Origin of the sequence: Paraburkholderia sp. GAS38 (assembly GCF_050434965.1) — a bacterium.
In the GTDB taxonomy this organism is placed as follows: domain Bacteria; phylum Pseudomonadota; class Gammaproteobacteria; order Burkholderiales; family Burkholderiaceae; genus Paraburkholderia; species Paraburkholderia phenazinium_A.
Map to the genome: position 1 here is coordinate 299,044 of NZ_JBNDJO010000007.1, position 26,437 is coordinate 325,480.

Annotated in this window: 23 protein-coding genes, 1 tRNA gene and 3 pseudogenes; 13 read left to right on the forward strand and 14 right to left on the reverse strand. The window is 63.1% G+C overall.

Going from position 1 to position 26,437, the window contains the following annotated elements; all coding sequences use genetic code 11:
• The first annotated feature begins 598 nt into the window (after positions 1 to 598).
• The 5 genes and pseudogenes from fdhE to P3T42_RS19055 all read left to right on the forward strand — a co-directional run.
• Positions 599 to 1,531: a formate dehydrogenase accessory protein FdhE gene (gene fdhE, locus P3T42_RS19035; RefSeq protein WP_429306904.1), complete on the forward strand. Its 933-nt coding sequence runs from the start codon at positions 599 to 601 to the stop codon at positions 1,529 to 1,531.
• 16 nt (positions 1,532 to 1,547) lie between these two features.
• Positions 1,548 to 3,149 carry an L-seryl-tRNA(Sec) selenium transferase gene (gene selA / locus P3T42_RS19040; protein WP_429306905.1) on the forward strand — a complete coding sequence of 534 codons (1,602 nt, stop codon included), beginning with the start codon at positions 1,548 to 1,550 and terminating at the stop codon, positions 3,147 to 3,149.
• On the forward strand, positions 3,146 to 5,068 hold the full coding sequence (selB, locus tag P3T42_RS19045; RefSeq protein WP_429306906.1) for a selenocysteine-specific translation elongation factor: 1,923 nt from the start codon (positions 3,146 to 3,148) through the stop codon (positions 5,066 to 5,068). Before selA ends, selB begins: the two co-directional genes overlap by 4 nt.
• A 42-nt stretch (positions 5,069 to 5,110) precedes the next feature.
• Positions 5,111 to 5,206 (forward strand) — tRNA-Sec (locus P3T42_RS19050).
• 91 nt (positions 5,207 to 5,297) lie between these two features.
• A pseudogene (locus tag P3T42_RS19055) lies at positions 5,298 to 6,249 on the forward strand (tyrosine-type recombinase/integrase); the annotation flags it as partial.
• Between the two features lie 94 nt (positions 6,250 to 6,343).
• Here the strand turns inward: P3T42_RS19055 and P3T42_RS19060 are convergent.
• The 11 genes from P3T42_RS19060 to P3T42_RS19110 all read right to left on the reverse strand — a co-directional run bounded on the left by P3T42_RS19060 (position 6,344) and on the right by P3T42_RS19110 (position 16,225).
• The gene (locus P3T42_RS19060; RefSeq protein ID WP_429306907.1) at positions 6,344 to 6,796 is read right to left on the reverse strand and encodes a hypothetical protein; all 453 of its coding nucleotides are present in this window, start codon (positions 6,794 to 6,796) and stop codon (positions 6,344 to 6,346) included.
• A 199-nt stretch (positions 6,797 to 6,995) separates the two neighbouring features.
• Complete coding sequence (gene rfbB / locus P3T42_RS19065; protein WP_429306908.1) at positions 6,996 to 8,021, reverse strand: dTDP-glucose 4,6-dehydratase; 1,026 nt, start codon at positions 8,019 to 8,021, stop codon at positions 6,996 to 6,998.
• Positions 8,018 to 8,902, reverse strand: a complete 885-nt coding sequence (rfbD, locus tag P3T42_RS19070) for a dTDP-4-dehydrorhamnose reductase (RefSeq protein WP_429306909.1) — start codon at positions 8,900 to 8,902, stop codon at positions 8,018 to 8,020. Before rfbD ends, rfbB begins: the two co-directional genes overlap by 4 nt.
• Positions 8,899 to 9,468 carry a dTDP-4-dehydrorhamnose 3,5-epimerase gene (gene rfbC, locus P3T42_RS19075; protein WP_074296143.1) on the reverse strand — a complete coding sequence of 190 codons (570 nt, stop codon included), beginning with the start codon at positions 9,466 to 9,468 and terminating at the stop codon, positions 8,899 to 8,901. Before rfbC ends, rfbD begins: the two co-directional genes overlap by 4 nt.
• Positions 9,465 to 10,361: a glucose-1-phosphate thymidylyltransferase RfbA gene (gene rfbA / locus P3T42_RS19080; protein WP_074297476.1), complete on the reverse strand. Its 897-nt coding sequence runs from the start codon at positions 10,359 to 10,361 to the stop codon at positions 9,465 to 9,467. Before rfbA ends, rfbC begins: the two co-directional genes overlap by 4 nt.
• Positions 10,362 to 10,444: 83 nt before the next feature.
• The gene (locus tag P3T42_RS19085; RefSeq protein WP_429306910.1) at positions 10,445 to 11,827 is read right to left on the reverse strand and encodes an MFS transporter; all 1,383 of its coding nucleotides are present in this window, start codon (positions 11,825 to 11,827) and stop codon (positions 10,445 to 10,447) included.
• Positions 11,824 to 12,543 (reverse strand): ABC transporter ATP-binding protein, encoded by a 720-nt coding sequence (locus P3T42_RS19090; RefSeq protein ID WP_074296141.1) that lies wholly within the window; start codon positions 12,541 to 12,543, stop codon positions 11,824 to 11,826. Before P3T42_RS19090 ends, P3T42_RS19085 begins: the two co-directional genes overlap by 4 nt.
• A complete protein-coding gene (locus tag P3T42_RS19095) occupies positions 12,540 to 13,325 on the reverse strand; it encodes an ABC transporter ATP-binding protein (protein WP_429306911.1) in 786 nt (261 codons plus the stop codon). The genes P3T42_RS19090 and P3T42_RS19095 overlap by 4 nt, the downstream gene beginning before the upstream one ends.
• Positions 13,322 to 14,209, reverse strand: coding sequence for a branched-chain amino acid ABC transporter permease (locus P3T42_RS19100; protein WP_074296139.1), 888 nt, complete (start codon positions 14,207 to 14,209; stop codon positions 13,322 to 13,324). The genes P3T42_RS19095 and P3T42_RS19100 overlap by 4 nt, the downstream gene beginning before the upstream one ends.
• Positions 14,202 to 15,095, reverse strand: coding sequence for a branched-chain amino acid ABC transporter permease (locus P3T42_RS19105; RefSeq protein ID WP_074296138.1), 894 nt, complete (start codon positions 15,093 to 15,095; stop codon positions 14,202 to 14,204). The genes P3T42_RS19100 and P3T42_RS19105 overlap by 8 nt, the downstream gene beginning before the upstream one ends.
• 26 nt (positions 15,096 to 15,121) lie before the next feature.
• Positions 15,122 to 16,225 carry an ABC transporter substrate-binding protein gene (locus P3T42_RS19110; protein ID WP_429306912.1) on the reverse strand — a complete coding sequence of 368 codons (1,104 nt, stop codon included), beginning with the start codon at positions 16,223 to 16,225 and terminating at the stop codon, positions 15,122 to 15,124.
• Positions 16,226 to 16,531: 306 nt separating this feature from the next.
• On the opposite strand from P3T42_RS19110, the gene P3T42_RS19115 reads away from it, so the two are divergent.
• The 8 genes and pseudogenes from P3T42_RS19115 to P3T42_RS19150 all read left to right on the forward strand — a co-directional run.
• Complete coding sequence (locus tag P3T42_RS19115; protein WP_074296136.1) at positions 16,532 to 16,879, forward strand: RidA family protein; 348 nt, start codon at positions 16,532 to 16,534, stop codon at positions 16,877 to 16,879.
• Positions 16,880 to 16,890: 11 nt separating this feature from the next.
• Positions 16,891 to 18,135 carry a D-amino acid dehydrogenase gene (locus tag P3T42_RS19120; protein WP_074296135.1) on the forward strand — a complete coding sequence of 415 codons (1,245 nt, stop codon included), beginning with the start codon at positions 16,891 to 16,893 and terminating at the stop codon, positions 18,133 to 18,135.
• Positions 18,132 to 18,923, forward strand: coding sequence for a maleate cis-trans isomerase family protein (locus tag P3T42_RS19125; RefSeq protein ID WP_429306913.1), 792 nt, complete (start codon positions 18,132 to 18,134; stop codon positions 18,921 to 18,923). The genes P3T42_RS19120 and P3T42_RS19125 overlap by 4 nt, the downstream gene beginning before the upstream one ends.
• 81 nt (positions 18,924 to 19,004) lie before the next feature.
• Positions 19,005 to 19,718: a GntR family transcriptional regulator gene (locus tag P3T42_RS19130; RefSeq protein ID WP_074296133.1), complete on the forward strand. Its 714-nt coding sequence runs from the start codon at positions 19,005 to 19,007 to the stop codon at positions 19,716 to 19,718.
• A 143-nt stretch (positions 19,719 to 19,861) separates the two neighbouring features.
• Positions 19,862 to 20,746: a glycosyltransferase family 2 protein gene (locus P3T42_RS19135; RefSeq protein WP_074296132.1), complete on the forward strand. Its 885-nt coding sequence runs from the start codon at positions 19,862 to 19,864 to the stop codon at positions 20,744 to 20,746.
• Positions 20,747 to 20,851: 105 nt separating this feature from the next.
• Positions 20,852 to 21,787 (forward strand): dihydrodipicolinate synthase family protein, encoded by a 936-nt coding sequence (locus P3T42_RS19140; protein WP_429306914.1) that lies wholly within the window; start codon positions 20,852 to 20,854, stop codon positions 21,785 to 21,787.
• 73 nt (positions 21,788 to 21,860) lie between these two features.
• A pseudogene (locus P3T42_RS19145) lies at positions 21,861 to 22,391 on the forward strand (enolase C-terminal domain-like protein); the annotation flags it as partial.
• 33 nt (positions 22,392 to 22,424) lie between these two features.
• A pseudogene (locus tag P3T42_RS19150) lies at positions 22,425 to 22,541 on the forward strand (SDR family NAD(P)-dependent oxidoreductase); the annotation flags it as partial.
• Positions 22,542 to 22,691: 150 nt separating this feature from the next.
• On the opposite strand, the gene P3T42_RS19155 reads toward P3T42_RS19150, so the two are convergent.
• The 3 genes from P3T42_RS19155 to P3T42_RS19165 form a co-directional block, all read right to left on the reverse strand.
• Positions 22,692 to 22,982 (reverse strand): hypothetical protein, encoded by a 291-nt coding sequence (locus tag P3T42_RS19155; protein WP_429306915.1) that lies wholly within the window; start codon positions 22,980 to 22,982, stop codon positions 22,692 to 22,694.
• Between the two features lie 659 nt (positions 22,983 to 23,641).
• Complete coding sequence (locus P3T42_RS19160; protein WP_429306916.1) at positions 23,642 to 25,096, reverse strand: glutamine synthetase family protein; 1,455 nt, start codon at positions 25,094 to 25,096, stop codon at positions 23,642 to 23,644.
• The gene (locus tag P3T42_RS19165) at positions 25,096 to 26,430 is read right to left on the reverse strand and encodes a Rieske 2Fe-2S domain-containing protein (protein WP_429306917.1); all 1,335 of its coding nucleotides are present in this window, start codon (positions 26,428 to 26,430) and stop codon (positions 25,096 to 25,098) included. Before P3T42_RS19165 ends, P3T42_RS19160 begins: the two co-directional genes overlap by 1 nt.
• Positions 26,431 to 26,437 lie beyond the last annotated feature (7 nt).

Genomic DNA, 26,437 nt, shown 5'->3' on the forward strand with positions numbered 1-26,437 from the left:
AAAGCGGGCTGCAACCGCCAGCCCGTAGTGAGCCACCTCCCGTATCACCGCAGAGTGGTCCGAGACAAGATCATCTCTCGCACCACCCGCGTTCGTGACACAGGGCTCATTCTTCCCGCCCGCACACTGCGTGCGCGGCGGATTGGGTCCGCTTACGGTGGGATGCGGGTGCGAATGCCTGGAGTATGCGTAACGAATGTTTGGATGCCTAATCATTAGAGGAACCGAGCAAGTGTGCCGAAGATCCGTTATGCCTGACGGCGGGGCGCGAAGCGCGACGCTGGAACGGATGAGTGCCTTGTCACCAGGGCGTGTGGTGCGAGGGCGGGTCTCGTCTTGGGCCGTTCCCACTGGCAGACCGGGATGGCTCACTACGGGCTAGCGGTGGCAGCCCGCTTTCTTTGCTTACTTTCTTTGCGGCGGCAAAGAAAGTAAGTGCCGCCCCGCACAGGGGCGAAGCTAATAGACCGCTAAGAAAGCAAGGAAAGGCCAACACCCTAGGAACACAGCCAAATACAAGGCGCCGCAGGCAAAAAACCCCAAAAACCACCAGCAAGTACCAAAGCATGCGCAGCAAAAAACAGAAGGAACCCGATCAATGCCCCAAAAAATCATGGAAGCATCGCAGATAGAATCCCTGGACCACTCGGTGATCCCTCGCATCCGCCTGCCCGACCGGGCGACGGTTTTCGCCGCGCGCGCAGCGCGATTAAAACACCTGGCCACCACCAACCCAATAGCCGCCTACCTAAGACTAATGTCAACAGTAGCCACCGCCCAACACACCTTGCAAACCAGCTTCACAGCACCCCCTCCACAGCCGGAGGCAATAAAAAAATCCCAACAAAACTCGCTGCCCCTGATCCCTGCGCTCTCGCCAAACCGGGACCCCACCTGGCGCGACATCCTCCACCGTCTGCTGGACAAAGTCGAAGCCGCCGGCGCCGTCACCCCAACGCTCGGCAAAGTCCTCGACTCGCTACGCCTGCAAACCCCGCAAACACTCGACGCGCAAGCCGACGCCATCCTCGCCCACCGCTACAACGAAATCGACCCCGCCACCGCGCCGTTTATCATGGCGGCCCTCCAGGTCGTCTGGACCGACCTTGCGAGCCGGCTCGATTCGAGCGATATTCCCTATCTCGACACGCCCGGCGTCTGCCCCGTCTGCGGGAGCCTGCCCGTTGCCAGCATCGTGCGCGTCGGCGGCCAGTATCAAGGGTATCGCTATCTGCAATGCGGTCTGTGCGCCAATGAATGGCATATGGTCCGCACCAAGTGCTCGAATTGCGATTCCACCAAAGGGATCGCCTATCATGGCATCGAAGGCGGCAGCGAAGCCCTCAAGGCCGAATCCTGCGATGAATGCCATACCTATCGCAAGATCGGCTATCAGGAGAAAGATTTCGAGTTCGAACCGCTCGCCGATGACCTCGCGAGCCTCACACTCGATCTGTTAATGAACGAAGCAGGCTATCAACGCAGCGGACCCAATCCGCTGCTATGGCCCGAAGTACCATCAGACGCATAAGCAGGAGACACGCGGCGTGAGCGAAGTACAGGGGAATCAGTTGAACACGCTGCTGGCGCGCGTGCCAGCCGTGGAACGGGTCATGTCGTCCGCAGCAGTGCAGCCGCTGCTGGCCGAATACGGCCGCACCCAGGTCCTCGCCGCCGTGCGCGTCACCCTCGACACGCTGCGGTGCACGCTGCAAACCACCATCGTGCAGGGCGACTCCCACGGCGCTGCGACAACGCAAACGCAAACATCCGCGAAAGCAGAGGCTCAAACCGCTGGACCGGACGGGACATGTCTCGCAAGCGGTCTCTCTACCCCGTTCGAGACGCCCGCTGTTTCTCAGCCGCCAGACGCCGCACTGCGCGGCGCAGCCTCGCCGTTCGCCACTGCTTGCGACGAAGCCCATATCGCCAGGCAAGCCGCCGTTCTGCTGGCGCAGCGCGCGCAAAGCCCTCTGCGCAGCGTCTTCAATCTCACCGGCACCGTATTGCACACCAACCTTGGCCGAGCGCTGTTGCCGGACGAAGCCGTCAGCGCCGTAGTCGAAGCTCTGACGCGTCCGATGAATCTCGAGTTCGATCTGGCGACCGGCAGCCGCGGCGACCGCGACGATCTGATCGACGAGCTCATCTGCGAATTGACCGGTGCCGAGGCGGCCACCGTGGTCAATAACAACGCCGCGGCCGTGCTGCTGACGCTGTCGGCGCTGGCCGCGAAGAAGGATGTCATCGTGTCGCGCGGAGAGCTGGTCGAGATCGGCGGCGCGTTTCGGATTCCTGACATCATGTCCCGGGCAGGCGCAAGGCTGCATGAAGTCGGCACCACCAATCGCACGCATCTGAAAGACTATGAGGAAGCCATCGGTTCGCGTACCGCGTTGCTGATGAAGGTCCATTGCAGCAACTATGCCATCAGCGGCTTCACGAAAAGCGTCGAACTCGATGAACTGGCGCCCCTCGCACAAAGGCACGGCTTGCCGGTGGTGGTGGACCTGGGCAGCGGCACGCTGGTCGATCTGACGCAATGGGGCCTGCCACGCGAGCCGACCGTGCGCGAGAACGTCGCCGCAGGCGCCGACCTCGTGACCTTTAGCGGCGACAAGCTGCTGGGCGGTCCGCAGGCCGGACTGATCGTCGGGCGCGCTGAGTTGATTCGCAAGATCAAGAAGCATCCTCTGAAACGCGCGCTGCGTGTCGGCAAGCTCACTCTCGCCGCGCTCGAACCGGTCCTGCGACTTTACCGGGCGCCCGAATTTCTGCGCGAACGCCTCACGACGCTGCGTCTGCTGACCCGCCCAGCCGCGGAAATGCGGGTCTTTGCCGAGCGTGCTTTACCGGTCTTGCAGCGTGCCCTCGGGGAGCACTTCGCGGTGAGCGCCGAACCGATGTTCAGCCAGATCGGCAGCGGCGCGCTACCCGTCGAACAACTGCCGAGCTATGGACTCGTCGTGCGTCATGCAACGGGCAAGCGGAACGGCCGTGCCTTGATGAAGCTTGAGAAAGCATTGCGCGACTTGCCGCGCCCGGTCATCGGCCGCATCGCCGACGATGCATTGCGGCTCGATCTGCGCTGTCTCGAAGCGGTCGACGAAGCCGCGTTCCTCGCGCAGTGCGAAGAGGTGCGCGCATGATCGTCGGCACCGCCGGCCATATCGATCATGGCAAGACGACCCTCGTGCGCGCGCTGACGGGTGTCGATACGGACAGGCTCAAGGAAGAAAAGGCGCGCGGCATTTCGATCGAACTGGGTTATGCCTATACGCCGCTGGAAAACGGCGAGGTGCTGGGCATGATCGATGTGCCCGGTCACGAGAAGCTGGTGCACACAATGGTCGCGGGTGCTTGCGGGATCGACTTCGCGTTGCTGGTGATCGCCGCCGACGACGGCGTGATGCCGCAAACGCGCGAACATCTGGCGATCCTGCAACTGCTTGGCGTGACGCATGGTGCCGTGGCGTTGACCAAGACCGATCGCGTCGACGCGGCGCGTCTTGCTCAAGTGCGCGCAGAGATTCAGGCGTGGCTCGCGTCAACCGCACTTGCCGATGCGCCGCTGTTCGAAACCCACGCGACGCAGCCCGGCGATGCGGGCGTTGAACATCTGAAGGCGCATCTGCACGAAGCCGCACTGCGATGGCATGGACGTCGCGACGATGGGCTGTTTCGTCTCGCGATCGATCGCGTCTTTACGCTGGCTGGGCAGGGCACGGTCGTGACCGGCACCGTATTCGCCGGGCGCGTGACGACCGGCGCCACGCTGATGCTGGCTCCGGCCGCGACGCCGGTGCGCGTGCGCAGCATTCACGCCCAGAATCGCGCGGCTGAGACGGGACTTGCCGGACAGCGTTGTGCACTCAATCTCGCCGGCATCGACAAGGATGCGATCGCGCGTGGCGACTGGATCGTCGATGCGGCTCTGGCCGAGTCGTCGGAGCGGCTCGATGTCGAACTCACGCTGTTGGCCGATGCAGGCCTCACACTGGAGCATTGGACGCCGGTGCATGTGCATATCGGTACCTTGCATCGGGTCGCGCATGTGGCCTTGCTGGAAGGCGATACCCTGTCAGCGGGTGAAGCGGCCCGCGTGCAACTCGTGTTCGACGTGCCGGTCTGCGCGCTGCCGGGCGATCGCTTCATCATGCGTAACGCCCAGGCGACGCGCACGGTCGGCGGTGGCCGCGTGCTCGATCCATTTGGACCGGCGCGCAAGCGTCGTACACCTGAGCGGCGCGCATGGCTCGATGCCCTGCGAGCCTGGCTCGACGAGCGCCTGCTCGAGCCGCTGCTCGAGCAGGCGCCGCGCGGCATGCTGCGCTCGACGTTGCTGCATCTGACGGGACTGCCGGCGTCCTTGCCAAGTGTGCCGGCAACGGCGTTGACCATCGCATTGCACGGCAAGGCTGCGGACGATGCGCTCATCGTGCTGCGCGCTCATTGGGAACAGATGCACGCGCAGATTGTGAGCGCGTTGCAGCAGTTTCACGCTCGCATGCCGGACGAGCAGGGCCCCGATGCCGCGCGTTTGCGGCGTATCGCAGCGCCGCTCGTCACGGAGACATTGTGGCGTGCGCTGCTCGATGCGTTGATTGCCGAAGGTGCGGTGATGCGCAGCGGCGCGTGGCTGCATCTTCCCGAGCATTCGGTGTCGCTCGATGCGGGCGAACAGGAGTTGGCGGCGCAACTGTTGCCCTTGCTTGCGCAAGGCCGTTTCGATCCGCCGTGGGTGCGCGATCTGGCGAGCGCGCTGCAGGCGCCGGAAGAGCGGGTGCGGCAACTTTTGCGCAAGCTCGCACGGCGCGGCGAGGTCTATCAGGTGGTGCGGGATCTGTTTTATCACCCTGACGTGGTGCGCGAACTGGCGGGCCTGGTGGCGTCGCTTGCGCAAGAGCATGAGGGTGTATTGGGGGCGTCTGCGTTCCGCGACGCGAGCGGCCTGGGCCGCAAACGGGCGATCCAGATTTTGGAGTTCTTCGACCGCGTTGGGTATACTCGGTTTCAGCGCGATCTACGCCTCGTGCGCGCCGACAGCCGTTTGCTCGAGACGCTTTGAATACATCCTCGCTTGCTTCGCGCGTCACCTGCTTCTCACGAAGGAAGGCATTCGCATCCGGTGGTGCGGCTGGGCTTCAAACCCAGTAGGGGGTGTCAGACACTCTCTGGTAGGTTCGACTCCTGCTGCCTTCCGCCAGTCAAGGCTTCCCAGGCATTTCGGTATTTTCCGTAGACGTCCTATAGACCGCTGATTTTAAGGCGCCTTATGGGTAGGATTGGAGGGCAACATGGCAGGACGACAATTGCACCGGCTCAGCGCGCTGCGGATCACCAAAGAGATAGCACCCGGTCATTATGCCGACGGCGGTGGTCTCTACATGCAGATCGCGGACAGTGGCGCGCGTTCGTGGGTATTTCGCTTTAAGCTCAATAAGCGTGTGCGAGAAATGGGCCTCGGTCCGCTTTCGCGAGTCTCGCTTGGCGAGGCGCGGAAACTGGCCGCCGGGTACCGTGAAATGGTCAGGGATCAGATCGATCCCATCCTCGCGCGGCGGGAGCACCAGCGCAGGCAATTGCTCAATATATCGGGGGATGCCAACGTGACGTTCCGTGAGGCGGCCGAAGCGTACATCCGGGCGCAGGAACCTGAGTGGCGCAATCGCAAGCATGCCCAGCAGTGGAGCAACACGCTTAAAACGTACGCGTTTCCTGTGATCGGCGATGTCCGGGTGCGTGACATTGACACCGCGATGATCGTGCGAATTCTCTAACCGATCTGGACTAAAAAAGCGGAGACCGCGCGCCGGGTGCGCGGTCGTATCAAGGCCATCCTCGACGCGGAGACCGTGAAGGGCCACCGCACGGGCAGCAACCCGGCACGGTACGTTGACCATCTGCAACTCGTGTTGCCGCGGTCGAAGAAGCGCTCGCAAGTGAGACACCATGCGGCGCTGCCGTGGGAAGATATCCCGAGTTTCGTACGCGATCTGGAGCAACGTCCCCGTCGCGCGGCACGGGTCCTGCACCTGCTCATCCTCACGGCAACTCGTACGAACGAGGTGCGTTTTGCGCGGCCAGAGGAATTCGATCTGGACACCCGCGTCTGGTCAATTCCCGGCGACCGTACTCCCACTGTCGAATATGGCAATGCTGACTCTCCTGAGACGCATGTCCCGCCCGGGGATCACCGTGCATGGTTTCCGGTCGACGTTCCGCGACTGGGTGGCCGAATGTACGGAGTCTGTATCAGGAGTGTTCGCTGCGTAGTTGTTGTTGTTGTTCAGGGCCAACTTGGGATCGCGTGGAGCCTTACTGGTTGGGACTTGACGACTCCTTACCGAGTGAGAATATCAATTTTTATCCGCCATTTACCCGCAACAGGATCGTTGCCCGCGACGAGCCGAGCAGCGGTTCGTTCTGGAAGGGGAACTTCGTCGACTTCTGGCATCCCGGCGTATGGCGGATAAGGGATCCCAGAGATCAGCGAGTCGTATCGGAGCAGAAGCGCGTCTCCCTCAGAGTAAACGGCGCTTACCCAGATTGGACCTACATGCGGCACGTTGATATGCGTGCGGGCGCTATGCGGATTGGTCGGGGGCAGTGCCCGATGACTGATGCGGGGCCGCTCGTCATCCGGTGCGACAGATCGGTGCGCAACAGCGGGTTTTGCGTCGTAGCGATCCATCGGGATCCGCAGAAATTTGTCGAACTCTTTAATATGGCGCCCGACAAAACCGGTTGGATTTGCTATGTCCTGGGTCCAGCAGCCGATTGAGAGATCGCGCAAACACCCGACTACCTGGTTTTAGCGGGCATTCCGATTGGGCACGCGTTTACCGAGATGGTGGGCGATGGAGCTGGCGACGCCGACTTGGCGGCCATTGCGGAGCGACGTGTCGTGCTTCAGGGGACGTGACAACGCTCGGCGTCCCGGCTGGTTCGCTATATGCGTTGGATCGGGCCTCGGATGTCGAAGGCCGGTCCTGTCATGATGGCCTTCGCACCAGCCACTCCAGCGTTTTTTCGATTCCCGTCTCGAAGCTCTCGATCGGACGCCATTGCAATTCGCTCAGCATTTTCGCGGCATTGATCGCGTAACGCCAATCGTGACCGGGGCGGTCGGCAACGAATGTCACGAGGCGCGTGTGTGGCGCGGCGTCAGGCCGGTGCCGGTCCATCAACGTGCAAATAAGCGCCACGATATCGATGTTCTTCCATTCATTGCAACCGCCGACGTTGTAGGTTTCCCCCACGGTGCCGCGGGCGATGACGGCCTCGATCGCACGGCAGTGGTCTTCGACGTATAGCCAGTCACGGATGTTGGATCCGTTGCCGTACACCGGGATGTCGGCGCCTTCAAGGCAGCTTCTGACGACGGTCGGGATGAATTTCTCGCTGTGCTGATAGGGGCCGTAGTTGTTCGAACAGTGAGTGGTCGATACCGGCAGGCCATACGTATGAAAGTACGCTCGCACGAGGTGATCGGAACTCGCCTTGCTCGACGAATAGGGCGAATTGGGCGCATAGCGTGTGCGTTCGGAGAAGGCGTCGTCGTCCGGCCCGAGCGTGCCGAATACCTCGTCGGTGCTGATATGGTGAAAGCGCCGCTGTGCCTGGGCATCGGCCGCGCTCAGACGCTGTTCGTTCAACCAGTATTGCCGCGCGGCCTCGAGCAACGTCCAGGTGCCGACGACGTTGGTCCGCACGAACTCGCCGGGTCCCGTGATCGACCGGTCCACGTGGCTTTCGGCGGCAAAGTGCACGATCGTGTCGATCGCATGCTCGCGCAGCACGGATTCGACGAGCGGCTGATCGGCAATGTCGCCGTGTACGAACGTATGGCGGCTGTCGTCGGGCAGGCCGTTCAGATTGTCGAGGCTGCCGGCATAGGTCAGCAGGTCGAGATTGATGATGCGGACCTGCGGATCGCTGGCGAGCAGGTGGCGGACGTAGTTGGCGCCAATGAAACCGGCGCCGCCCGTGACGAGGACCTGTTTGGATCGATAGCTCATGGGGTTCGTTTCCAGGTGTTGAGGACTTCACGCAGACCTGCGATCCACGGCGTCGGCTCGATGCCGAGGCGCGTGCGGATCAAGGTGCAGTCGAGGGCAGAATGCGCCGGACGTGCCGCCGGCAACGGATAGGCTTCGGTCGGGATCGGATGAACGAGCGGCGCGCGCGCCAGCAGGCCGGCGGCGCACGCTTCGGCGAAGATCGACTCCGCGAAGCCGTGCCAGGTGGTGACGGGCGTGCCGCTCAGGTGATAGGTGCCCCATGGCAGCGTCGCTTGCGCGCCGTACCGGTCCGCGATCGACAGCAGCGCGGCGGCGATGGCGCCCGCATGGGTCGGCGCGCCGTACTGATCGGCGACCACGCTCAGCGCTTCGCGCTCCCGCCCGAGACGCAGCATTGTGCGCACGAAATTGCCGCCATGCGCGCCGAACACCCATGCGACCCGCAGGATCACATGCCGCTTGGGCAACGTCTCGCGGATCGCCTGTTCACCCGCCCATTTGCTGCGGCCATACACGCCGAGGGGGACGACGGCCGAGGTTTCGTCGTACGGGCGCGCCGAACGTCCGTCGAACACATAGTCAGTCGAAATATGCAGAAGTGGAATGGCGGCCGCAGCACACGCGGCGGCGAGCGCGGCCGGGCCGTCGCAGTTGACGCGCCAGGCGGCGTCCGGTTCGCTTTCCGCCCGATCCACGGCAGTCCAGGCTGCGGCGTTGATCACGAGCCTGACGCGGTGCGCGGACAGCGCCGCTGCAAGCGCGCCGGCATCGGTGATGTCGAGTTGCGAGCGGTCGAGCCCGACCAGCGCACGTTGTCCGGCCCGCATCACGAGCTCGCGTCCGACCTGGCCGCCCGCGCCTGTCACGAGAATCGTCATCGCGCCAGCCGATAGGAAGGAAGAGATTGCGGTGTCCGCTCCGCGAGGCACGGATGCTGCAAATCCTTGTCGGACAGTTGCGGCGCGACCTCGAGCGCGGGCCAGTCGATGCCGAGCGCCGGGTCGTCCCAGCGCACGCCGGCATCCGAAGCCGCGTCGTAGTATTGCGTGCACTTATAGGCGAAATCGGCTTCGTCCGACAGTACGCAGAAGCCGTGCGCGAAGCCGGGTGGAATCCACAGCAGCCGGTGCGACACGTCGTCGAGTCGGGTGCCGAACCACTGGCCGAAATACGGAGAGTCGCGCCGGATGTCGACCGCCACGTCGTAGACTTCGCCGCGTGCGGCGCGCACCAGCTTGCCTTGCGGATTGACGCGCTGGTAATGGAGGCCGCGCAGCACGCCGCGCCGCGAGCGGGACTGGTTATCCTGCACAAAGGTGGCATCGATGCCGGCCTGGGCAAGCCAGCTTGCGCGAAAACTCTCGACAAAAAATCCGCGTGAGTCGCCGAAGACGCTCGGCTCGAACAGCAGCACGCCCGGCAAGGGTGTCTCGACGATATTCACGCGACCACCTCCTTGCGCAGGATGTCGAGCAGGTACTGGCCGTAGCCGCTCTTCGCGAGTTTGTGGGCAAGTGCTTCGAGACGATCTGCTCCGATCCACCCAAGCCGGAACGCGATCTCTTCCGGGCAGGCGATCTGCAAGCCCTGCCGCGCCTGCATGACCTGGATGAAGTTGGCGGCGTCGAGCAGCGACTCGTGCGTACCGGTATCGAGCCATGCATAGCCGCGCCCGAGAATCTCGACATTCAGCGTGCCGCGTTCGAGATAGGCGCGATTCAGATCGGTGATCTCGAGCTCGCCGCGCGCCGATGGGCGCACGTCCTTCGCTAGATCGACAACATCGTTGTCGTAGAAATAGAGCCCGGTTACCGCATAGTTCGATTTGGGCTGCCTGGGTTTCTCCTCGAGATCGATGGCGCGGCCCGTTGCGTCGAACGACACGACGCCGTAGCGCTGCGGATCGCGAACGTAGTAGCCGAACACGGTCGCGCCCTCCGGGCGTGCGGCGACCCGCTGCAGTAAGGCCGACAGCGCCGGGCCGTGATAGATGTTATCGCCCAGCACCAGCGTGGCGGCGTCGTGTCCGATGAATGGCGCGCCGATCACGAATGCCTGCGCGAGGCCGTCCGGGTGCGGTTGAACCGCATAGGAGAAGTTCATGCCCCATTGGCCGCCGTCGCCTAGCAGTTGCTGGAACGCGTCGAGATCGCGCGGCGTCGAGATGATCAGCACGTCGCGGATGCCGGCCAGCATGATCGTGCTGAGCGGATAGTAGATCATCGGCTTGTCGTACACGGGCATCAACTGCTTGGATACCGAATGCGTGAGCGGGTGGAGGCGGGTACCGGACCCGCCCGCGAGGATGAGTCCTTTCCGGGCAGTTGCTGTGTTCATGAAATCCTCGATGTGATCGAAACTTTCGAAAATGGAAACGTCCGTCGTGGGGCGCTTCACGCACAGACAGCGCGCGATCCGCCTCAGTCCGGCCGCAATGCCTTGAACACGAGTCCGAAGCCGCCCGCGTAAGCGGCCGCGATCACGGCGAAACCCATGGCTGTCGCGAGTTGCTGGTCGACGATCGAATGCAGGATCACCGAGGCGATCGCGACGCCCAGCAACGAGCCGATTTGCCGGCTGGCGTTGAGCGATGCAGCGGCAAGATTGGCGTCCGCCGGCCCTGCCGACTGCATCACCGTGAGGTTCATCGCGGGAATCGCCTGTCCGGCGCCGAAATTGGAGATGCCGATCGCGAGCGCGAGTATCCAGTACGGCATCTGCGCGACGTCGATCAGCGCCACCGCGCCGAGCGTCGCGAGCCCGAGCCCCGAGAGCAGCGTGCCGCGCGCGCCCAGACGTGCGCTGACGCGTGCCGACGCGAGATTGCCGGCGCCGAACATCGCCATCAGCGGAAACAGGTGAAAACCTGTCTGCAGCGGGTTCTCGCCGCGTTGCTGTTGCAGGTAGAGACTGATCAGGAAAATCTCGGCGAGGATCGCGAAATTGATCGCGAGCCCGAGCAGGCTGCCCGTCACGAATTGCGGATTTCCGAGCAGGGCTTGCGACAGGATCCGGTGGCGCGTGCGCCGTTCGCGCACGACGAACGCGGCGACGGCACAGAGCGTCGCGAGCGCGCAGCCGACGATCGCCGGCGACGTCCAGCCGGTGCTCGGCCCCTGGATCAGCGTGAAGCTGAGCGCGGCCAGCGCGGCCGCGCCGAACAGATGGCCGCCGCCGTTCAGCGGACCGGCATGGCGTGGCGAGCGCGCGACATGACGGTGCGTCAGCCATAGGCCGATCAGACCCACCGGCAGATTGACCCAGAAGATGCCGCGCCAGCCGATGGCGTTCACGAGCATGCCGCCCACGAACGGGCCGAACGCCATTGCTGCGGACACCAGCGCGCCCCAGATACCGATCATCCGCACGCGCAGCGGCCCGGGCGGAAACGCGAGCGTCAGCAGGCTCAACGAGCTCGGCATGAAGAGCGCCGCGCCGACGCCTTGCAGCAACCGGGCCGCGATCAGGATGGTCGGAGTCGATGCCGCCGCGCACAGCAGCGACGCCGTCACGAAGATGACGAGACCGGTCTGATAGATCGTTCTGGAACCGAAGCGGTTGGCGAGCGCGCCGCCCCACAGCAGCAGCGCAGCGAAGCTCAGCGTATAGGCGTCGACGACCCAGACCAGCGCGGTCAGCGACAGGGACAGGCTGTCCTGCATCGCCTTCAGCGCGACGTTGACGATGGTGACGTCGAGCATCGCCATCACGAAGCCCGACGCGACCGCGATCATGATCGTAGCCGGCCGGGCGCGGGCGGCGCCGGTTCCAGCGGGGGCGGCATCCACGGCTGGCGGGTTCATGCGGCTCTCCCGCCCAGATACAGCCGGCGCATCTCGTCGCTCTCCAGCAGCTCTGCGGCGGGCCCGGCGAGCGCCACGCGTCCCATCGTCAGCACGACGCCGCGGTCGGCGATACGCAGTGCCTCGATCGCGTTCTGCTCGACCATCAGGACGCCGATGTGTTCCGCGTCGCGCATCTGAACGATGGCGTCGAACACTTCGTCGACCATTTTTGGCGACAAGCCCGCCGACGGTTCGTCGAGCAACAGCATCACGGGCCTCGGCATCAGCGCGCGCGCGAGCGACACGATCTGGCGCTCGCCGCCCGACAATGCCGAAGCGGGGGAGCGATAGCGCCGGCGCAACACGGGATACTGCTCGCACAGCTCCTCGATGCGTGCCTCGCGCGGGAACGACGACATCGCGTGGCCGCCCAGCATCAGGTTCTCGCGCACAGTGAGCGCGCCGAATACGTTGTCGGTCTGCGGTACGAAGCCGATGCCATGCTCGCGGACCTTGCGATTGACGGGGACGCACGCGAGATCCCTGCCCTGCATCGTGACGCTTCCCGAGCGCGGCAGCAGGAAGCCCGCGATCGCCTTGAGCAGCGTCGATTTCCCGCAGCCGTTCGGACCGAGGATCGTCACGATGTCGATCGGTCCGGTGCGCAGCGATACACCGTGCAGGATGTCAACTTCCGGCGTGTAGCCTGCAAACAGATCCCGGACCTCGATCATGGCGCCTCCAGCGGTCGGGCGGTGCGATGCGCGCGGCCCAGGTACGCATCGAGTACGCGGCGGTTCTTGTCGAGCTCGGCGGGTTTGCAGTTCGCGATCGCGGCACCCCGGTCGAGCACCACGCAGCGCTCGCATAGCTCGCGGATGAAGTGCATGTCGTGCTCGATCACGACAAGCGTCACGCCCAGGCCGTGAATGCGCCGCAGCTCGTCAATCAGTTCGCCGCGCAGGTTGGGGTGAACCCCCGCGGTCGGTTCGTCGAGCAGCAGCAGCTTGGGCTCGGTCATCATCGCGCAGGCGATGCTGAGGAGTTTTTTCTGCCCACCCGAAATCGACGCGGCGGGCAGGTGGGCGACCGCGGTAAGCTTCAACTGCTCGAGAAGGGCGCTGGCACGCGCATGGGTGGCGTGTTCGATGCGGCGCGTCGCGCGGCCGCGCAGCAGCGCTGCGCACAGTTGATGATGCTCGGACGACGCGGCCATCGTCAGTTCGAGTACCGACATCCGGGTGGGCATCGACGGCAATTGAAAAGTGCGGCGAATCCCGCGTTGCGCGATGCGGTGCGGCGCGAGCGGATCGATGCGCCGCCCGTCGAAGCGGATCGATCCGCTCGCGAGCGGCGTGAAGCCGGTGACCGCGTTCAGCACCGTGCTCTTGCCGGAGCCGTTCGGCCCGAGCAGGCCGACGATCTCGCCGCTGTCGATCGACAGGGTGAGACCCGACAGCACGGTGTTGCCGCCGTAGCGAATGGCGATGCCGTCCAGTTCGAGTAGGGACGTCATGAGAGCGCCTCCAGGCGTTCCGGCAGCAAGCCGCGCGGCCGCCACAACAGGCAGGCAAGCAACATCAGACCGACCAGCCCGAGGCGCACCGCGCCGGCCAGATCGCTGCTGACGCCGAGCCAGTCTTTCAGGAACGGCGCGAACGAATACACGGACTGCACCAGCAGCCCGCCGAGCAGCACGCCGAGGTTGCTGCCGAGGCCGCCCACCATCACGATGGTCCAGAGCGCGAAGGTTTCGGAGGGCACCATCACGTCAGGGCCGACGTAACTGATGTAGTAGGTGAGCAGCCCGCCGGCGAGCGCGGCGGGAAGCGCGGCGGCGACCGACGCGCGCATCTTCAGCGACACGGGGTCGTAGCCGAAGCACACCGCAAGCGACGTCTCTTCCCGCATCACCTTCAGCGCGCGTCCGAAGCGGCTGTGGATGATGCGTGCGTAGCCGCCGTAGACGAGCGCGAGGCACAGCGCGGCGAGCGCAAGAAACGCAAGGTCGCGCCACGGTGAGGGAAGATCCGCGAACAGCGGGCGGATGCCGCCGATGCCTTGCGCGCCACCCGTCAACCACGACTCGTTGAGAGCGACCGTGCGCAGAATCTCCGCGATCGCGAGCGTCGCGATGCCCCAGTAGTCGGACGAGAGCTGACGGCCGAGCCGGGCGGTCGCGACGGCGAGCACGGCGGCTGCGGCGAGAGCCAGCAGCAGTGCGGCGGGCAGCGGCCAGCCCAGCTGCGACGCAATGCCGGCGGCATAGGCGCCGAGGCCCGCGAACGCGATGAAGCCGAAGTTGACCATTCCGGCGTAGCCGGCTTGCAGATTCAGGCCCAGCGCCATCATCGCGTACAGGCAGACCAGGGTCAGCAGATGGATCAGGAAGCTAGACACGCCGCACCTCCCGGTCGAAGATGCCGTACGGACGGACCATCAGCGTGACGAGCAGGATCAGGAACGAGACCGCGCTCACGTAGGCAACCGGGAAGAACTGCATCGAGCGGCCCACCAGCGAACCGAAATCGACGTTGATGACGAGCGTCTCGGCAAGCGCAATCAGGAGCGCCCCGGCGGCAGCGCCGAGCGGGTTGCCGAGGCCGCCGAGGATGGCGGCCGAGAACACCGGAATCAACAGGTTGTTGCCGAGATTGACGTGCACGCTTTCGGTGAGGCCGAGCATCGTGCCGCCCAGTGCCGCCAGCACGCCGCTCGCGAATGTGATCAGGTTCGTTACCCGGTTCGCGTCGATGCCGGAGGCGAGCGCGAGCGCCCGGTTCGATGCCAGCGCGCGCATCGAACGGCCGAGGTTGGTTCGGTACAGCAGCACGGAAAAGATCAGCAGCGTGAGCGCACCGCAGGCGATCGAGCCCGCCTGCGCGGACGACACCGCTACCCCGTCGAGCGTCAGGGGCGCGCTGATGTCCTGCGTGTATTGCAGCGGTCGGGAACCCGCCGTGCTGAGTACGAGCGCGACCGCAATCAGCGAGACCGCGAGCGAGCCGATCATCGCGACCGCGCTGCCGGAGCGCAGCAGTCGCATGAAGACGAAGATGTTCAGCAGCACCGCGAGGCAACCGACGAGCACGCACGACAGCGCGGCCGCGAGCCCGAGGGGCAGACCCGCGCGTTGTCCGGCGAGCGACAGGAACGCGCCCAGCATGGCGTACTGCACGTGTGCGACATTCGGGAAACGGATCAGCGAATAGAGCGTCGACAGGCCGACCGAGACGAGCAGCAGATCGGACGTGCGGATCAGGACGTCGAGAAGAAACTGCAGCATGATGGGCTCCGGTAGCGCCGCTGCCTTTACTGCGCGGCGACGGTTTGCTTGAACGACACCTTCTCGTAGGGCTGGGCAATGCGCTGGCCGTCGCTATCGAATGAAATCGTGCCTGTTACACCCGCATACTTCCCGCCGAGGGCGTCGAACGCCAAGCGGATTTTGGCCGGATCGGTTGAGTGCGCATAGTTGATCGCCGCGGCCGACAGCATCGTCGCGTCATAGGCGTAGCTGCCGAAGGCGGAACGCGGCGCTTCCTTGTAGGCGGCCTCGTACGCTTCTTCGTACGCCTTTGCGCCCGCGCCACCCGAGGCCACTTCGAGACCGATCTGCCCGCGCGCGATCTGCGGCGGCGTATCGCTCGTGCACATCGTCAGGTAGATGCCGTACCACGGGCTCCTGTTCAGCTGCATGTCATACGCCTGGCGATTGATGGTGGCCGCTTCCTGGCCATACGCGCTATAGACGTAGGCGTCGGGGTTGGCGCGCGCCATCTGCTCCAGTTCGCGGCGATAGGTCGATTGTCCTTCGGTATAGAGCACGAGGGCCGCGACCGTACCGCCCAGCGCCTCGAAGCGCTTCTTGAATTCGTCGGCGATGCCCTGGCCGTAGCCGTTGTTGGGCGCGATGAACGCGACGCGGCGCAGCTTCCGGTCGAACACGTCCTGCGCGGCGAAGCGCGCGGACAGGTTGTCGAGGCCGATCACGCTGAACGAGCCAGGACCGATCTTGCGAATCTGCTGGCTCGACGAACCGATATTCACGTGCACGTCGCCCTGACGCACCAGGAACTGACCAACCGGAATCGTGATCGACGACGAGAATTCACCGAGCACGACCGGTACGTGGTCGACCGTGGCGAGCTTGCGGGCAGCGTCCAGCGCAGTGTTCGCACCGCCCCCGGAATCCTCGATCCTGACCTGCAGTTTCTGGCCGAGCACGCCGCCCTGAGCGTTGATCTTTGCGACGGCGAGTTCGATGCCGCGGCGCTGATCCTCGCCGATCGACGCGCTCGATCCCGTGAGCGGCAACACGGCGCCAACGCTTGCGTCGGCGTGCGCATCAGGCAGGTGAGACAGGCCGAAACACAGTGTCACGAATGCTTCGATTCCCCAGCGACGCAGCTTCATTGTCGTTCTCCAAAAGCATCAATAAGTGGTGGTTGATATACAGAAGTGTCGACAGAATCACAGAACAAAAAACGTTTGGGAATTTTTTTAAACGGCTGCGGCAGGAATTTTAAGGCATGCGGTTTTTTCGCATAATTCACTGTTTTAAAGCATTTTTGCACAGAGACTGAGAAATCCGTTGCACCACGATCAGGATCGCGAATCGAAATGGGGAATCGATATAATTTGATTAAAAAAGTGTATACAGTGCTGAATTTTGATGGCTAGAATGCGTTCAACCTGAATCGATTGACGGAGGCTCGGAAGATGGACATCAAGCGCTATGGGGCGGGAGACAGGATGAGTCAGATGGTCGTGGCCGGCGGGCTGGTATTCATCGCCGGCCAGGTTGCCGGCGACAGCAGTCTCGATGTCGCCGGTCAGACGCGTCAGATCCTCGACAAGATCGACAGCCTGCTCGACAGCGTAGGCGCGGATAAACGCCGGATCGTGTCGGCCAGCATCTGGCTGGCCGACTACCGCAGCTTCGCGGACATGAACCGGATCTGGGACGCGTGGGTTCCCAAAGGCGATGCGCCGGCGCGCGCTTGCGTGGAATCGAAGCTCGCGTTTCCCGAGTACACGGTGGAAATCGCGGCGATTGCTGCGCTATAGGAGCGAGGCGGATGAAAACGGTCGTTCTGGGCGGCGGCATCGTTGGTGTGACCACAGCTTATTTCCTCGCGAAAGCGGGCGACGAAGTCGTCGTGGTCGATCGGTGTGAAGGCGTCGCGCTCGAAACCAGTTTTGCCAATGCGGGCTTGATCGCGCCGGGCCACTCGTATACGTGGGCTTCGCCGCGTGCGCCGAAGATCCTGTTGAAGTCGCTCTTCGCGGAGGGGCAGGCGTTGCGCCTCAAGTTGAATGCGGACTGGCGGATGTGGGCCTGGTGCTGGCTGTTCCTGCGCAACTGCACGGTGGAACGTTCGCGTCTGAACACGTCGCGCAAGGTGCGCCTGTGCCGCTATTCGCAGCAACTGCTGCAGCAGACGACCCAGGACGAGCGGCTGACGTACGACCGCATCAGCCATGGATTGCTGTATCTGTACCGTGATCCTGTGTCGTTCGAGCGCGGCGTGTCGAACATGTCGATCCTGGCCGACAACGGGCTGCCCCTCCAGACGCTGGACCGGCACGCGGTGATTGCGCGCGAACCGGCGCTCGCGGCTTCGGCGAGCAGCATAGAAGGCGCCATCTATTGCCCGTCCGACGAAAGCGGCGACGCGCATTTGTTTACCCGCGAACTCGAACGACGGTGCCGGGAACTCGGTGTCGAGTTCCAGTTGGGCACGACGATCCGCGAGGTGCGCGCGAGCGCGGACCAGATCGACTACGTCGACACATCGCGAGGCCGGGTGAGCGGCGATCGTTACGTACTCGCGCTAGGTTCATATTCGCCGTTCCTCGCACGCCGGCTCGGCTATCGCCTGCCGATCTACCCGGTCAAGGGCTATTCGGTCACGCTGCCGATCGACGAGTCGCACGAGCCGCCGATGCTCGGTGGCGTTGAGGAGAGCCAGCTGGTCGCATGGGCGCGGTTCGGGCAACGCTTGAGGCTGACGGCGACAGCAGAGTTCTGTGGCTACGACACGAACCATTCGCCGGCGGATTTCTCGCACATGCTGCAGACGTCGAAGGCGCTGTTTCCGAACGGCGCGGATTATCAGCGTCCGTCGTACTGGGCGGGCCTGCGGCCAATGACGCCTGAAGGCACACCGCTGATCGGCCCGACCCGGCATCGCAACCTGTTCTTCAACACCGGGCACGGCCATATGGGCTGGACCATGTCGTGCGGCACCGCGAAGATACTCGTCGACCTGATGAGTGGCCGCCGCCCCGACATCGACATCACAGGGATGACACTGCAGTGAGCGAACTTCAATCGAGCCCTATCGACTCTCCTCCGGGCGCATACGCGCGCTTCGGCTTTTCGCTGGACGACGGGATCGCGGGGCGCGCGGCGATCGGCCTCGTCGTGCTGGCGACCGATCATACGATCGAGTTTGAATGGCGGCGCATGCTGTCGCTCGACGGTGTGGCGTTCTATGAAAGCCGAGTTGCCAATTCGGCCGAGATCACGGCTGAGACGCTTGCCGAGATGGACGGCCGGATCGCGGCTGCGGTGGAGCTGATTCGCCCGGGCGAGCATCTCGATGTGGTCGCGTTCGGTTGCACGTCGGCTTCGATGGTGCTGGGCGAGGAGCGGGTATTCGAACGTATCCGCGAGGCGCGCCCGGGTGTCGCCTGTACGACCCCCATCACTGCCGCGCGCATCGCGCTCGACGCGCTCGACGCCCAGCGGGTGGCATTGCTGACACCGTATGAGCGCCCGATCAACGACGCGATGAGCCATTACCTCAAGGCGCGCGGCGTCGACGTCGTCAGTGTCGGCTCGTTCGAGCATCGCGACGATAACGAAGTGGCCCGCATCGATCGCGCCTCGCTCGAATACGCGGTACTCGAACTGGGCCGCGATCCGGACGTCGACGCGGTGTTCGTTTCCTGCACGAGTCTGCGGCTCGTCGACGCCATCGCCGAGATCGAAGCAAAGCTGGGCAAGCCGGTTTTGTCGAGTAATCATGCACTGGCCTGGCATGCGTTGCGGCTCGGCGGTGTCGAAGACCGCTTGCCGCAGTTTGGCCGGCTGTTTACGATTTGAACGAATGTGCAGGCGGCGGCCACCGGGCGGCCGGCAGGTGTAGTCGATAATGAGTTGTAGCGAAATGAACCAGGAGACACGATGGCTGCGAATTCCGTGATGGTGCGTCCGGGGGCGCGGGAAACCAGCGCGCCCAAGCGGGCAGGACTGACGGTAAACGAGATTTACGAGCAGTTGAAGCAGATGGCGGTGCTGTACAAGATCCGCCCCGGCGAGCGGGTCAACGAACTGGAACTGGCGGAGCGCTTCGACGTCAGCCGTACGCCGATTCGCGAGGCGCTTAACCGGCTGGTGGCGGAGAACCTGTTGACCTTCGTGCCGAACCGGGGTTTTTTCATTCGGGAACTGGATGGGAAAGAAGTGTTCGATCTTTTCGAGTTGCGCCGCACGATCGAATCGACCGCGGTGATGCTGGCTTGCGAACGGGCGTCGGACAACGACATCAAGACGTTGCGCAGGTCGTGGAAGCAGGTGATGAAGAGCGCGGAGCGGATGCCGTCCGACGAGCTCGTCGTCAAGGACGAGACGTTTCACCTCGAGCTGGCCGCGCTGTCGGGCAACGCGGAAATCGGCCGGGTGCTGCAGGGTATTAACGCGCGGATCCACTACGTGCGATGGGTGGATGTCGACCAGCGGCGCAACGAGGCGTTCACCGAGCATCTGCATATCCTCGATGCGCTGGCGGCGCGCGACGTCGAGCGCTGTATGGCGCTAACGGATACGCATATCCGCTGGCGAATGGAAGAGATCACGCGCGTCGTGCATGCGAGCGTGATCAAGCTGTACGCGAAATAACGGGCGGGTCGCGGGGTTTCCAGGCAAGTGGGGAAGCGCCGCAGCGCACCGCGCCGGTACGGGACGCAGTCGACCGACAGGAGGACGGGCTCGCCCGCATGCAGGGGCGAGAGGCCATCATCTCTTCGCAACGAGGCGCCGTCATGAAGCATGGCACACTGATCACGCTTTACAAACCGACCCAGGAGCAGGTCGATCATCTGGTGGATTTGCCACGATTGAGTCCTGTGGTCGTGGCTGTCGACAACTCCCCGAGCGTGGACGAGCAACTGCACACGCGGCTAAGAGCGCATGGCGTCGACGTGGTCGTCAACCAGAATCGCGGCGGCATCGCCGGAGCGTTCAATGCGGGCGTTCAGTTTCTGATCGATCGCGGCTGTGATGTCTTTTTCATTTTCGACCAGGACTCCTATATCCCGGACGATTATTTCGACCGCATGCTGGAAGGATGCGCCGAGGTGGGCGATTCCCGGTTCCTGGTCGGGCCGCGGATATTCAACCTGAACTTCAACCGCGATCTGCCGCTCTTCACGGTGCGCCGCTGGTCGGCGCAGATCAAGCGGATCAACGACGGCGCGCACGGCCTGCTGCGCTGCTCGGTGATCATCTCGTCGGGAACCGCCATCTCGCTGGAAGCGTACCGGGAGCTAGGACAGTTCCGCGAGGATTTTTTCATCGACCACGTCGACGCTGAATACTGCATGCGCGCGCAGGCTCACGGCGTGCCGGTGTGCGTGAACGCGGACGTGTCGCTACCGCATGAGCTCGGCAAGCCGCCGGCGCCCCAGCATTGGCCACAGGTCGATATCTTCGATCAGAGCGCCCTGCGCCACTATTACGCGGCACGCAATTGCATTCTGGTGGCACGCGATTACTGGCGCCGCTATCCGGCAATGTTGCTGATCAATCTGATCACGTTGAAACATGTCGCGTTCGTTTTGCTTCACGCCAAAGAAAAGCGCAGGAAATTGCAGGCGATCCTGTGTGGTGTGACCGACGGGTTGCGCGGGCGGTACGGTCGAGTCTGACGTTCGCCGGAACTGTTCTTTCCTGTCGTGAATCTTCAATATGATATTTGATGGATATGATTGTATAAATAAATCTGTAATGCTAATTAAAATTAAGGAGCCGTAATGAACCGAGTATCGCCCGGCGTACGCCGTTACACAGGAGCGTATTCCGTCGCTCCGACGATCTTTACCGAACAGGGGAACCTAGATCTCGAGGGCCAGAAACGCTGCATCGATTTCATCATCGACGCCGGTGCGGATGGTCTTTGCATCCTCGCAAACTACTCGGAACAGTTTTCCCTGTCGGACCCCGAACGGGAGCGCCTGACCGCGACGATACTCGATCATGTGGCCGGGCGCGTGCCGGTGATTGTGACCACGACACATTTCAACCCGCGCATCTGCGCGGAGCGCAGCCGTGACGCACAGGCTCGTGGCGCTGCGATGGTCATGATCATGCCACCGTATCACGGCGCCACGATCCGGTGTGGCGAAGCGGCGATCCATGCGTTCTTCAGCGACGTATCGGAGCGCATCGAGATTCCTATCATGTATCAGGATGCGCCGATGAGCGGTACCCAGGTGTCGGCCGCTTTTCTTGCGCGGATGGCCCACGAGATTCCCAACCTGAGCTACTTCAAGATCGAGGTACCCCAGTCGGCCGCCAAGCTGAGAGAACTGATCGAACTGGGCGGCGACGCCATCGAAGGGCCGTGGGACGGTGAAGAAGCGATCACGCTGCTCGCGGATCTCGACGCGGGCGCGACTGGCAGTGTGCTGGGAGCGGGTTACCCGGACGGCTTGCAGCCGATCATTCGCGAATATCTGGCGGGCAATCGTGAGGATGCGGTGCGTATCTACGAGAAATGGCTGCCGTTGATCAACTTCGAGAATCGCCAGTCGGGCCTGATGGCGTGCAAGGCTTTAATGAAGGAGGGTGGGATTATCGCCTCCGACGCGCCGCGCCGGCCGCTAACGCCGCTTCATCCGGCTACCCGGCAGAGCCTTGTCGAGATCGCCCGGCGTCTCGACGCACTTGTGCTGCGCTGGGCGCATTAGGCCTGACCTCCCGCTGCGATCCGGCTTTCCCTACATGGAGTGACGTCCATGAGCATGCCCACCATTCGACATATTGAGCCTCGATCTGCCATACGCGACGAAGCTCGCGCATCGCGCGCAGGAGTTCGGTCTCAAGTGGGTCGAGGAATGCCTGCCTCCCGACGATTATTGGGGCTACGCGCAACTGCGCGCTAACGTTCCGCGCGGCATGCTGGTGACGACGGGTGAGCACGAAGCCACGCGCCGGGGCTTCCGGATGCTGCTCGAAATGGAGTGCTGCGACATCATCCAGCCTGACGTCGGCTGGTGCGGCGGTATCACCGAACTGATCAAGATCTCGGCGCTGGCGGATGCACGGGGCGTGCTGGTAATCCCGCATGGCTCGTCGGTCTACAGCTGTCATTTCATGACGACGCGTCACAACAGTCCGTTTTCCGAGTTCCTGATGATGGCGCCGGATGCCGACCGGGTCGTCCCGATGTTCGCTCCGCTGCTGCTGGATGAGCCCGTGGCCGTCAACGGCAAGATGAAGGTGCCCGACACGCCAGGTTTCGGCGTGAGGCTGAATCCGGAGGTGCACACCCAGCGGCCGTATGCACGTTGATCCCGGCTCGGGACAGGCCACAGGAGGGCATCCATGCTGCTCAAAGACAAGGTCGTGGTGGTGACGGGCGGGTCGCGAGGCATCGGGCGCGCGATCGCGCTGGCATGTGCGCGGCACGGCGCCCATGTCGCGCTGAACTACTGGAGCAATCCGCTGTTGCCGGGACAGCTCGACCATCAGATCGACAGCCTGCTCGACGAAATCCGTGCGCGTGATTGACCAGATGGAGAAAGAGGTAGATCAGCAACACCACGCCAGACCCAAGCTGCAACCGACGCAGAACGGTTTGCATCTGCGCCGTCATGACTGCATCCGGCGAGCGTTGTGCGAAGCGCGACGAGCAAACGCCGCCCGGCCGCCAGATTTTCGCGTACTTCCAATAGAACTGCGGCGTAACCGTCCAGACAGATCAGCCGGCGGCGACTTCAGCGGCGCAGATTCGCGCTGACTCGCCGCGTCCTGACGTACCGCTTCGGCGAATCGCTGTAATGCCGATACCGAACCGCATACGCTCTGGTATTCCTCGCGACCGATTCTGCCGTCCAGGATGACGGCAAATCCCGATGCATGTGCCATGTCGACGATGTTCATTTGATCACCCGTTTCGAGTCTGTCATACCTGCAAGACCGTGGCGATGCGTCAGTTATTCCCTGATTCGACCGGATGCATATGAGCGCAATCGAACGCGCCTGATACCTGCGGCTCACGGCCGAGGCCGTGTCAAAACTCAAAATTGCCGGGTTTTAGGGGGGCTTGATCCCTCCCGAGGTCCCGCAGGGCCGATATAGAGCGTTCAGGAAAGCTGATTTTTGCGCTGAGCCGAAGCGTTGCGGAATAGTCTGAGAATCGCCCGCGCTGCTACTATCAGGGCATCGGTGTAGGCGCACGTCAAAGGTCAAACGATCGTGTCTAAAGTCTGGTACAACGCCGGCGTATTGTTCAAGCGTGGACGAAACTATCGCCTCTCACCGGACCTATTGGCAGATTTTGTCATCCAGCAAACCTGCATCGGTCCCGATGGCCAGTCGCCTGGATATGCGGAAAAAGTGTTCGCGCATGCCCAAGATGATCAGTTGAAGAACCTCGTTACCAATATCAGCAAGCTCGATTGGCGACTCTCGAAGAGCGATATAAGTAGCGCGCGCGTGCTCGACGCTGTATGGGGGCAACTAGAAACACAGGTTCAAGAAGCCCCATCCCAGTTGATGAATACGATCTCGCCACCTATTTGCACCACGGCCACACGGATCTACATCAGATTGAAGTACTCGCGTTGCTCCCACTCCGACACTTCAGCTTGATACCGCTCCAGCTCGGCGCGCTTCAGATGAATGAAGTAGTCGACAAACGCAGGCCCAAACTGGGAACGTAAGACTTCATCCGCGGCCAGCGCATCGAGCGCAGCCGCCAGGGTGGTCGGCAAGCGTGGCGCGGGCGATGAATACGGTTGATCGGCCGACTCGCCAGGATGGATGGCCTGATCGACCCCATCGAGCCCGGAGAAGATCTGCGAAGCAAAATAGAGGTAGGGATTCGCCGCAGGTTCGCCAATGCGGTTTTCGATGCGCGTCGCGTTATCGCCCACGCCACCGAGCACGCGCAGCATGGCGCCGCGATTGTCGTGCGCCCAGCATGCGCGATCCGGCGCGAGAGACTGGCTTCTGAAACGCTTGTATCCGTTGATGGTCGGCGTCGCGAACGGCGTCGATGCACTCGCGTGTCTGAGCAGGCCGCCCATGAAGTGAAGACCGAGCGGCGATAGGGGAAGTCCGGTCGCATCGGGCTTGAACAGATTGGAACCCGCGTCTGCAGCATCAATCGACACAAGCGACTGATGCAGATGCCAGCCGCTCGACACGACGTTCGGAATGCGTGGGCGGCACATGAAGGTCGCGTGATAGCCGTGTCGGGCGCACACCTGTTTGACGGCGCTGCGAAACAGCAACATGGCGTCAGCCGACGCCGCCGCGGATTGCGGCGCAAAGGTGAACTCGAACTGGCTAGGACCGAACTCGATCTCCAGCGAACTGACCGGCAGATCAAGTCGCTCACACGTTTCGCGTAGCAACTGCATCAAGCCGTCGACGGCGTCGTAACGCGACTCCGTGAGATATTGATAGCCATGCGTCAGCAGTTCGACGTCGACAGGACGTCCGGGCTGTCCCGCATCTTCCGGTTGCATATGCGGATCGGTCACGCGAAAAACGTGAAACTCGACCTCGAGGCCGGTTGTCAACTGCCAGCCTCGCTCCGCGAGCAACGCGTTTGCTTTCGCGAGGATCGGACGGGTTGCATAGGGCACCGCCCGTCCGTCGGGCAGATACGCATCACAGAGCAGCCAGCCCGTACGCGGGCTCCACGGCAGCGCCTTGAACGTAGTGGGGTCGGCCAGCAGCACGCTGTTGGATGTGCCCGCCATGTTGTCGAGGCCGAGTCCACCTTCCCTGGTGAACACGGAGAACACCGAGCGATGCGACGTGTCTTTCGCATACATCGTGGACGTAAAGCCAACGCCCGAGCGCAGCGCACGCGCGGCTTCTGCAGCAACGAGCGTTTTGCCGCGCAAGATGCCGTGCTGATCGGGAAACGCGAAGCGCACGGTGTCGAAGTCGCCACTTTCCAGACGAGCGGCCAGCAGCGACGCGGCGTCGTGCTGCGCGTCGGACCACAGCGCGTGCTGTTCGGCGAATGGACGTGACGGCATCACGCTTCCTTCATCGTCGATTGCGCGCGCGAAGCCCATTCGCACGCTTCGCGGCGACGCTGGTCGGCGTCCTGCCAGTAAGTCGCCGCTTCTACGCCATGACTGATGCCGTCGATCGACGCGGGGCCCGTCAAGTTTCGTGCTTCGCTCTCATCGACCATCATCGGCGCACGCTCTCCGCGCGAAACCGCGCGAATCGAATCCTTCAGCAACCTGCGGTAACGCACGATGCCTTTGTCGGCGGTGCCGAGATGTTCCCTGGTGCGATCCTGGATGGGGCCTTGCGATTCGACCGCCCACTGATCATGAACGTTGATGTCGTGGCCCATGCCGGTGTAGGTCTCGCGATGTTGCTCGTCGACGTCGTAGCCATACTCGTTGCGGCGATTACGGCGTGACGTGTAGTCGGGCAATTCATAGAGTTCCAGCCGCTGCGCGCGCATTTGCGCCTTGTCGACGGGTTCCGTGAAACTGGTGAAGATGGCGTACCAATAGCAATGGGTGTCGTCGACCGGCACATGCCATTGCGTGATCGTCATCTCGGCGCTCATCGGAATCACGAACGCTTGCGGGAATACGAGGTTCGTCACGCGCACATGGGTTTGCGCGTTGCCCAGGTCACGCAGCGCCGTCAAGCGCAGGCCGTAAGGAGCGGACTCGACCTGAATCGTGGGGCACTCGTATTCGCGCAAAACCGTCGTGATCGCGACATCGGAATCCGCCGATGTGCCGCGAAACTGTTTGCCGTAGCTTTCGGACGGCGAGTCGTCTTCGAAGAAACGATGCAGATACGACGCATGCGATGGATCGATTCCCACCTCCAATGCCTGCAGCCAGTTGCACTCGAAGAGACCCTTGAACGCGAACGTATGGCTCGACGGCGCGACAAAGCAATCGAATGCGGGAAACGCGGGCGGCGTGCCCTCGCCGAGATAGGCGAACAGGATGCCCGATCGTTCGACCACCGGATAAGCCGTCTGACGCACGCGGTCGCAAAGACGCACATTGGGCGGCTCAGCCGGCGTTTCGAGGCAGGTGCCGTCAACCGCAAACAGCCAGCCGTGAAACAGGCAGCGTAAGCCGCCGTTTTCGAGCCGGCCGTACGCGAGGTCGGCGGCGCGATGCGGACAATGACGATCGAGCAGGCCGTAGCGTCCCAGTTCGTCGCGAAACAGCACGAAGTCTTCGCCCATCAGACGCACGGCCTTGACGGGACGCGGCCCGTCAAGCTCCTCCACCAGCGCGACCGCCTGCCAATACGCGCGCAACAGCGTCCCACCCGGCGTCGTCGGTCCGACGCGTGTCATCATTTCGTTGTCTGCTGCTGTTTCCATGAGTCCG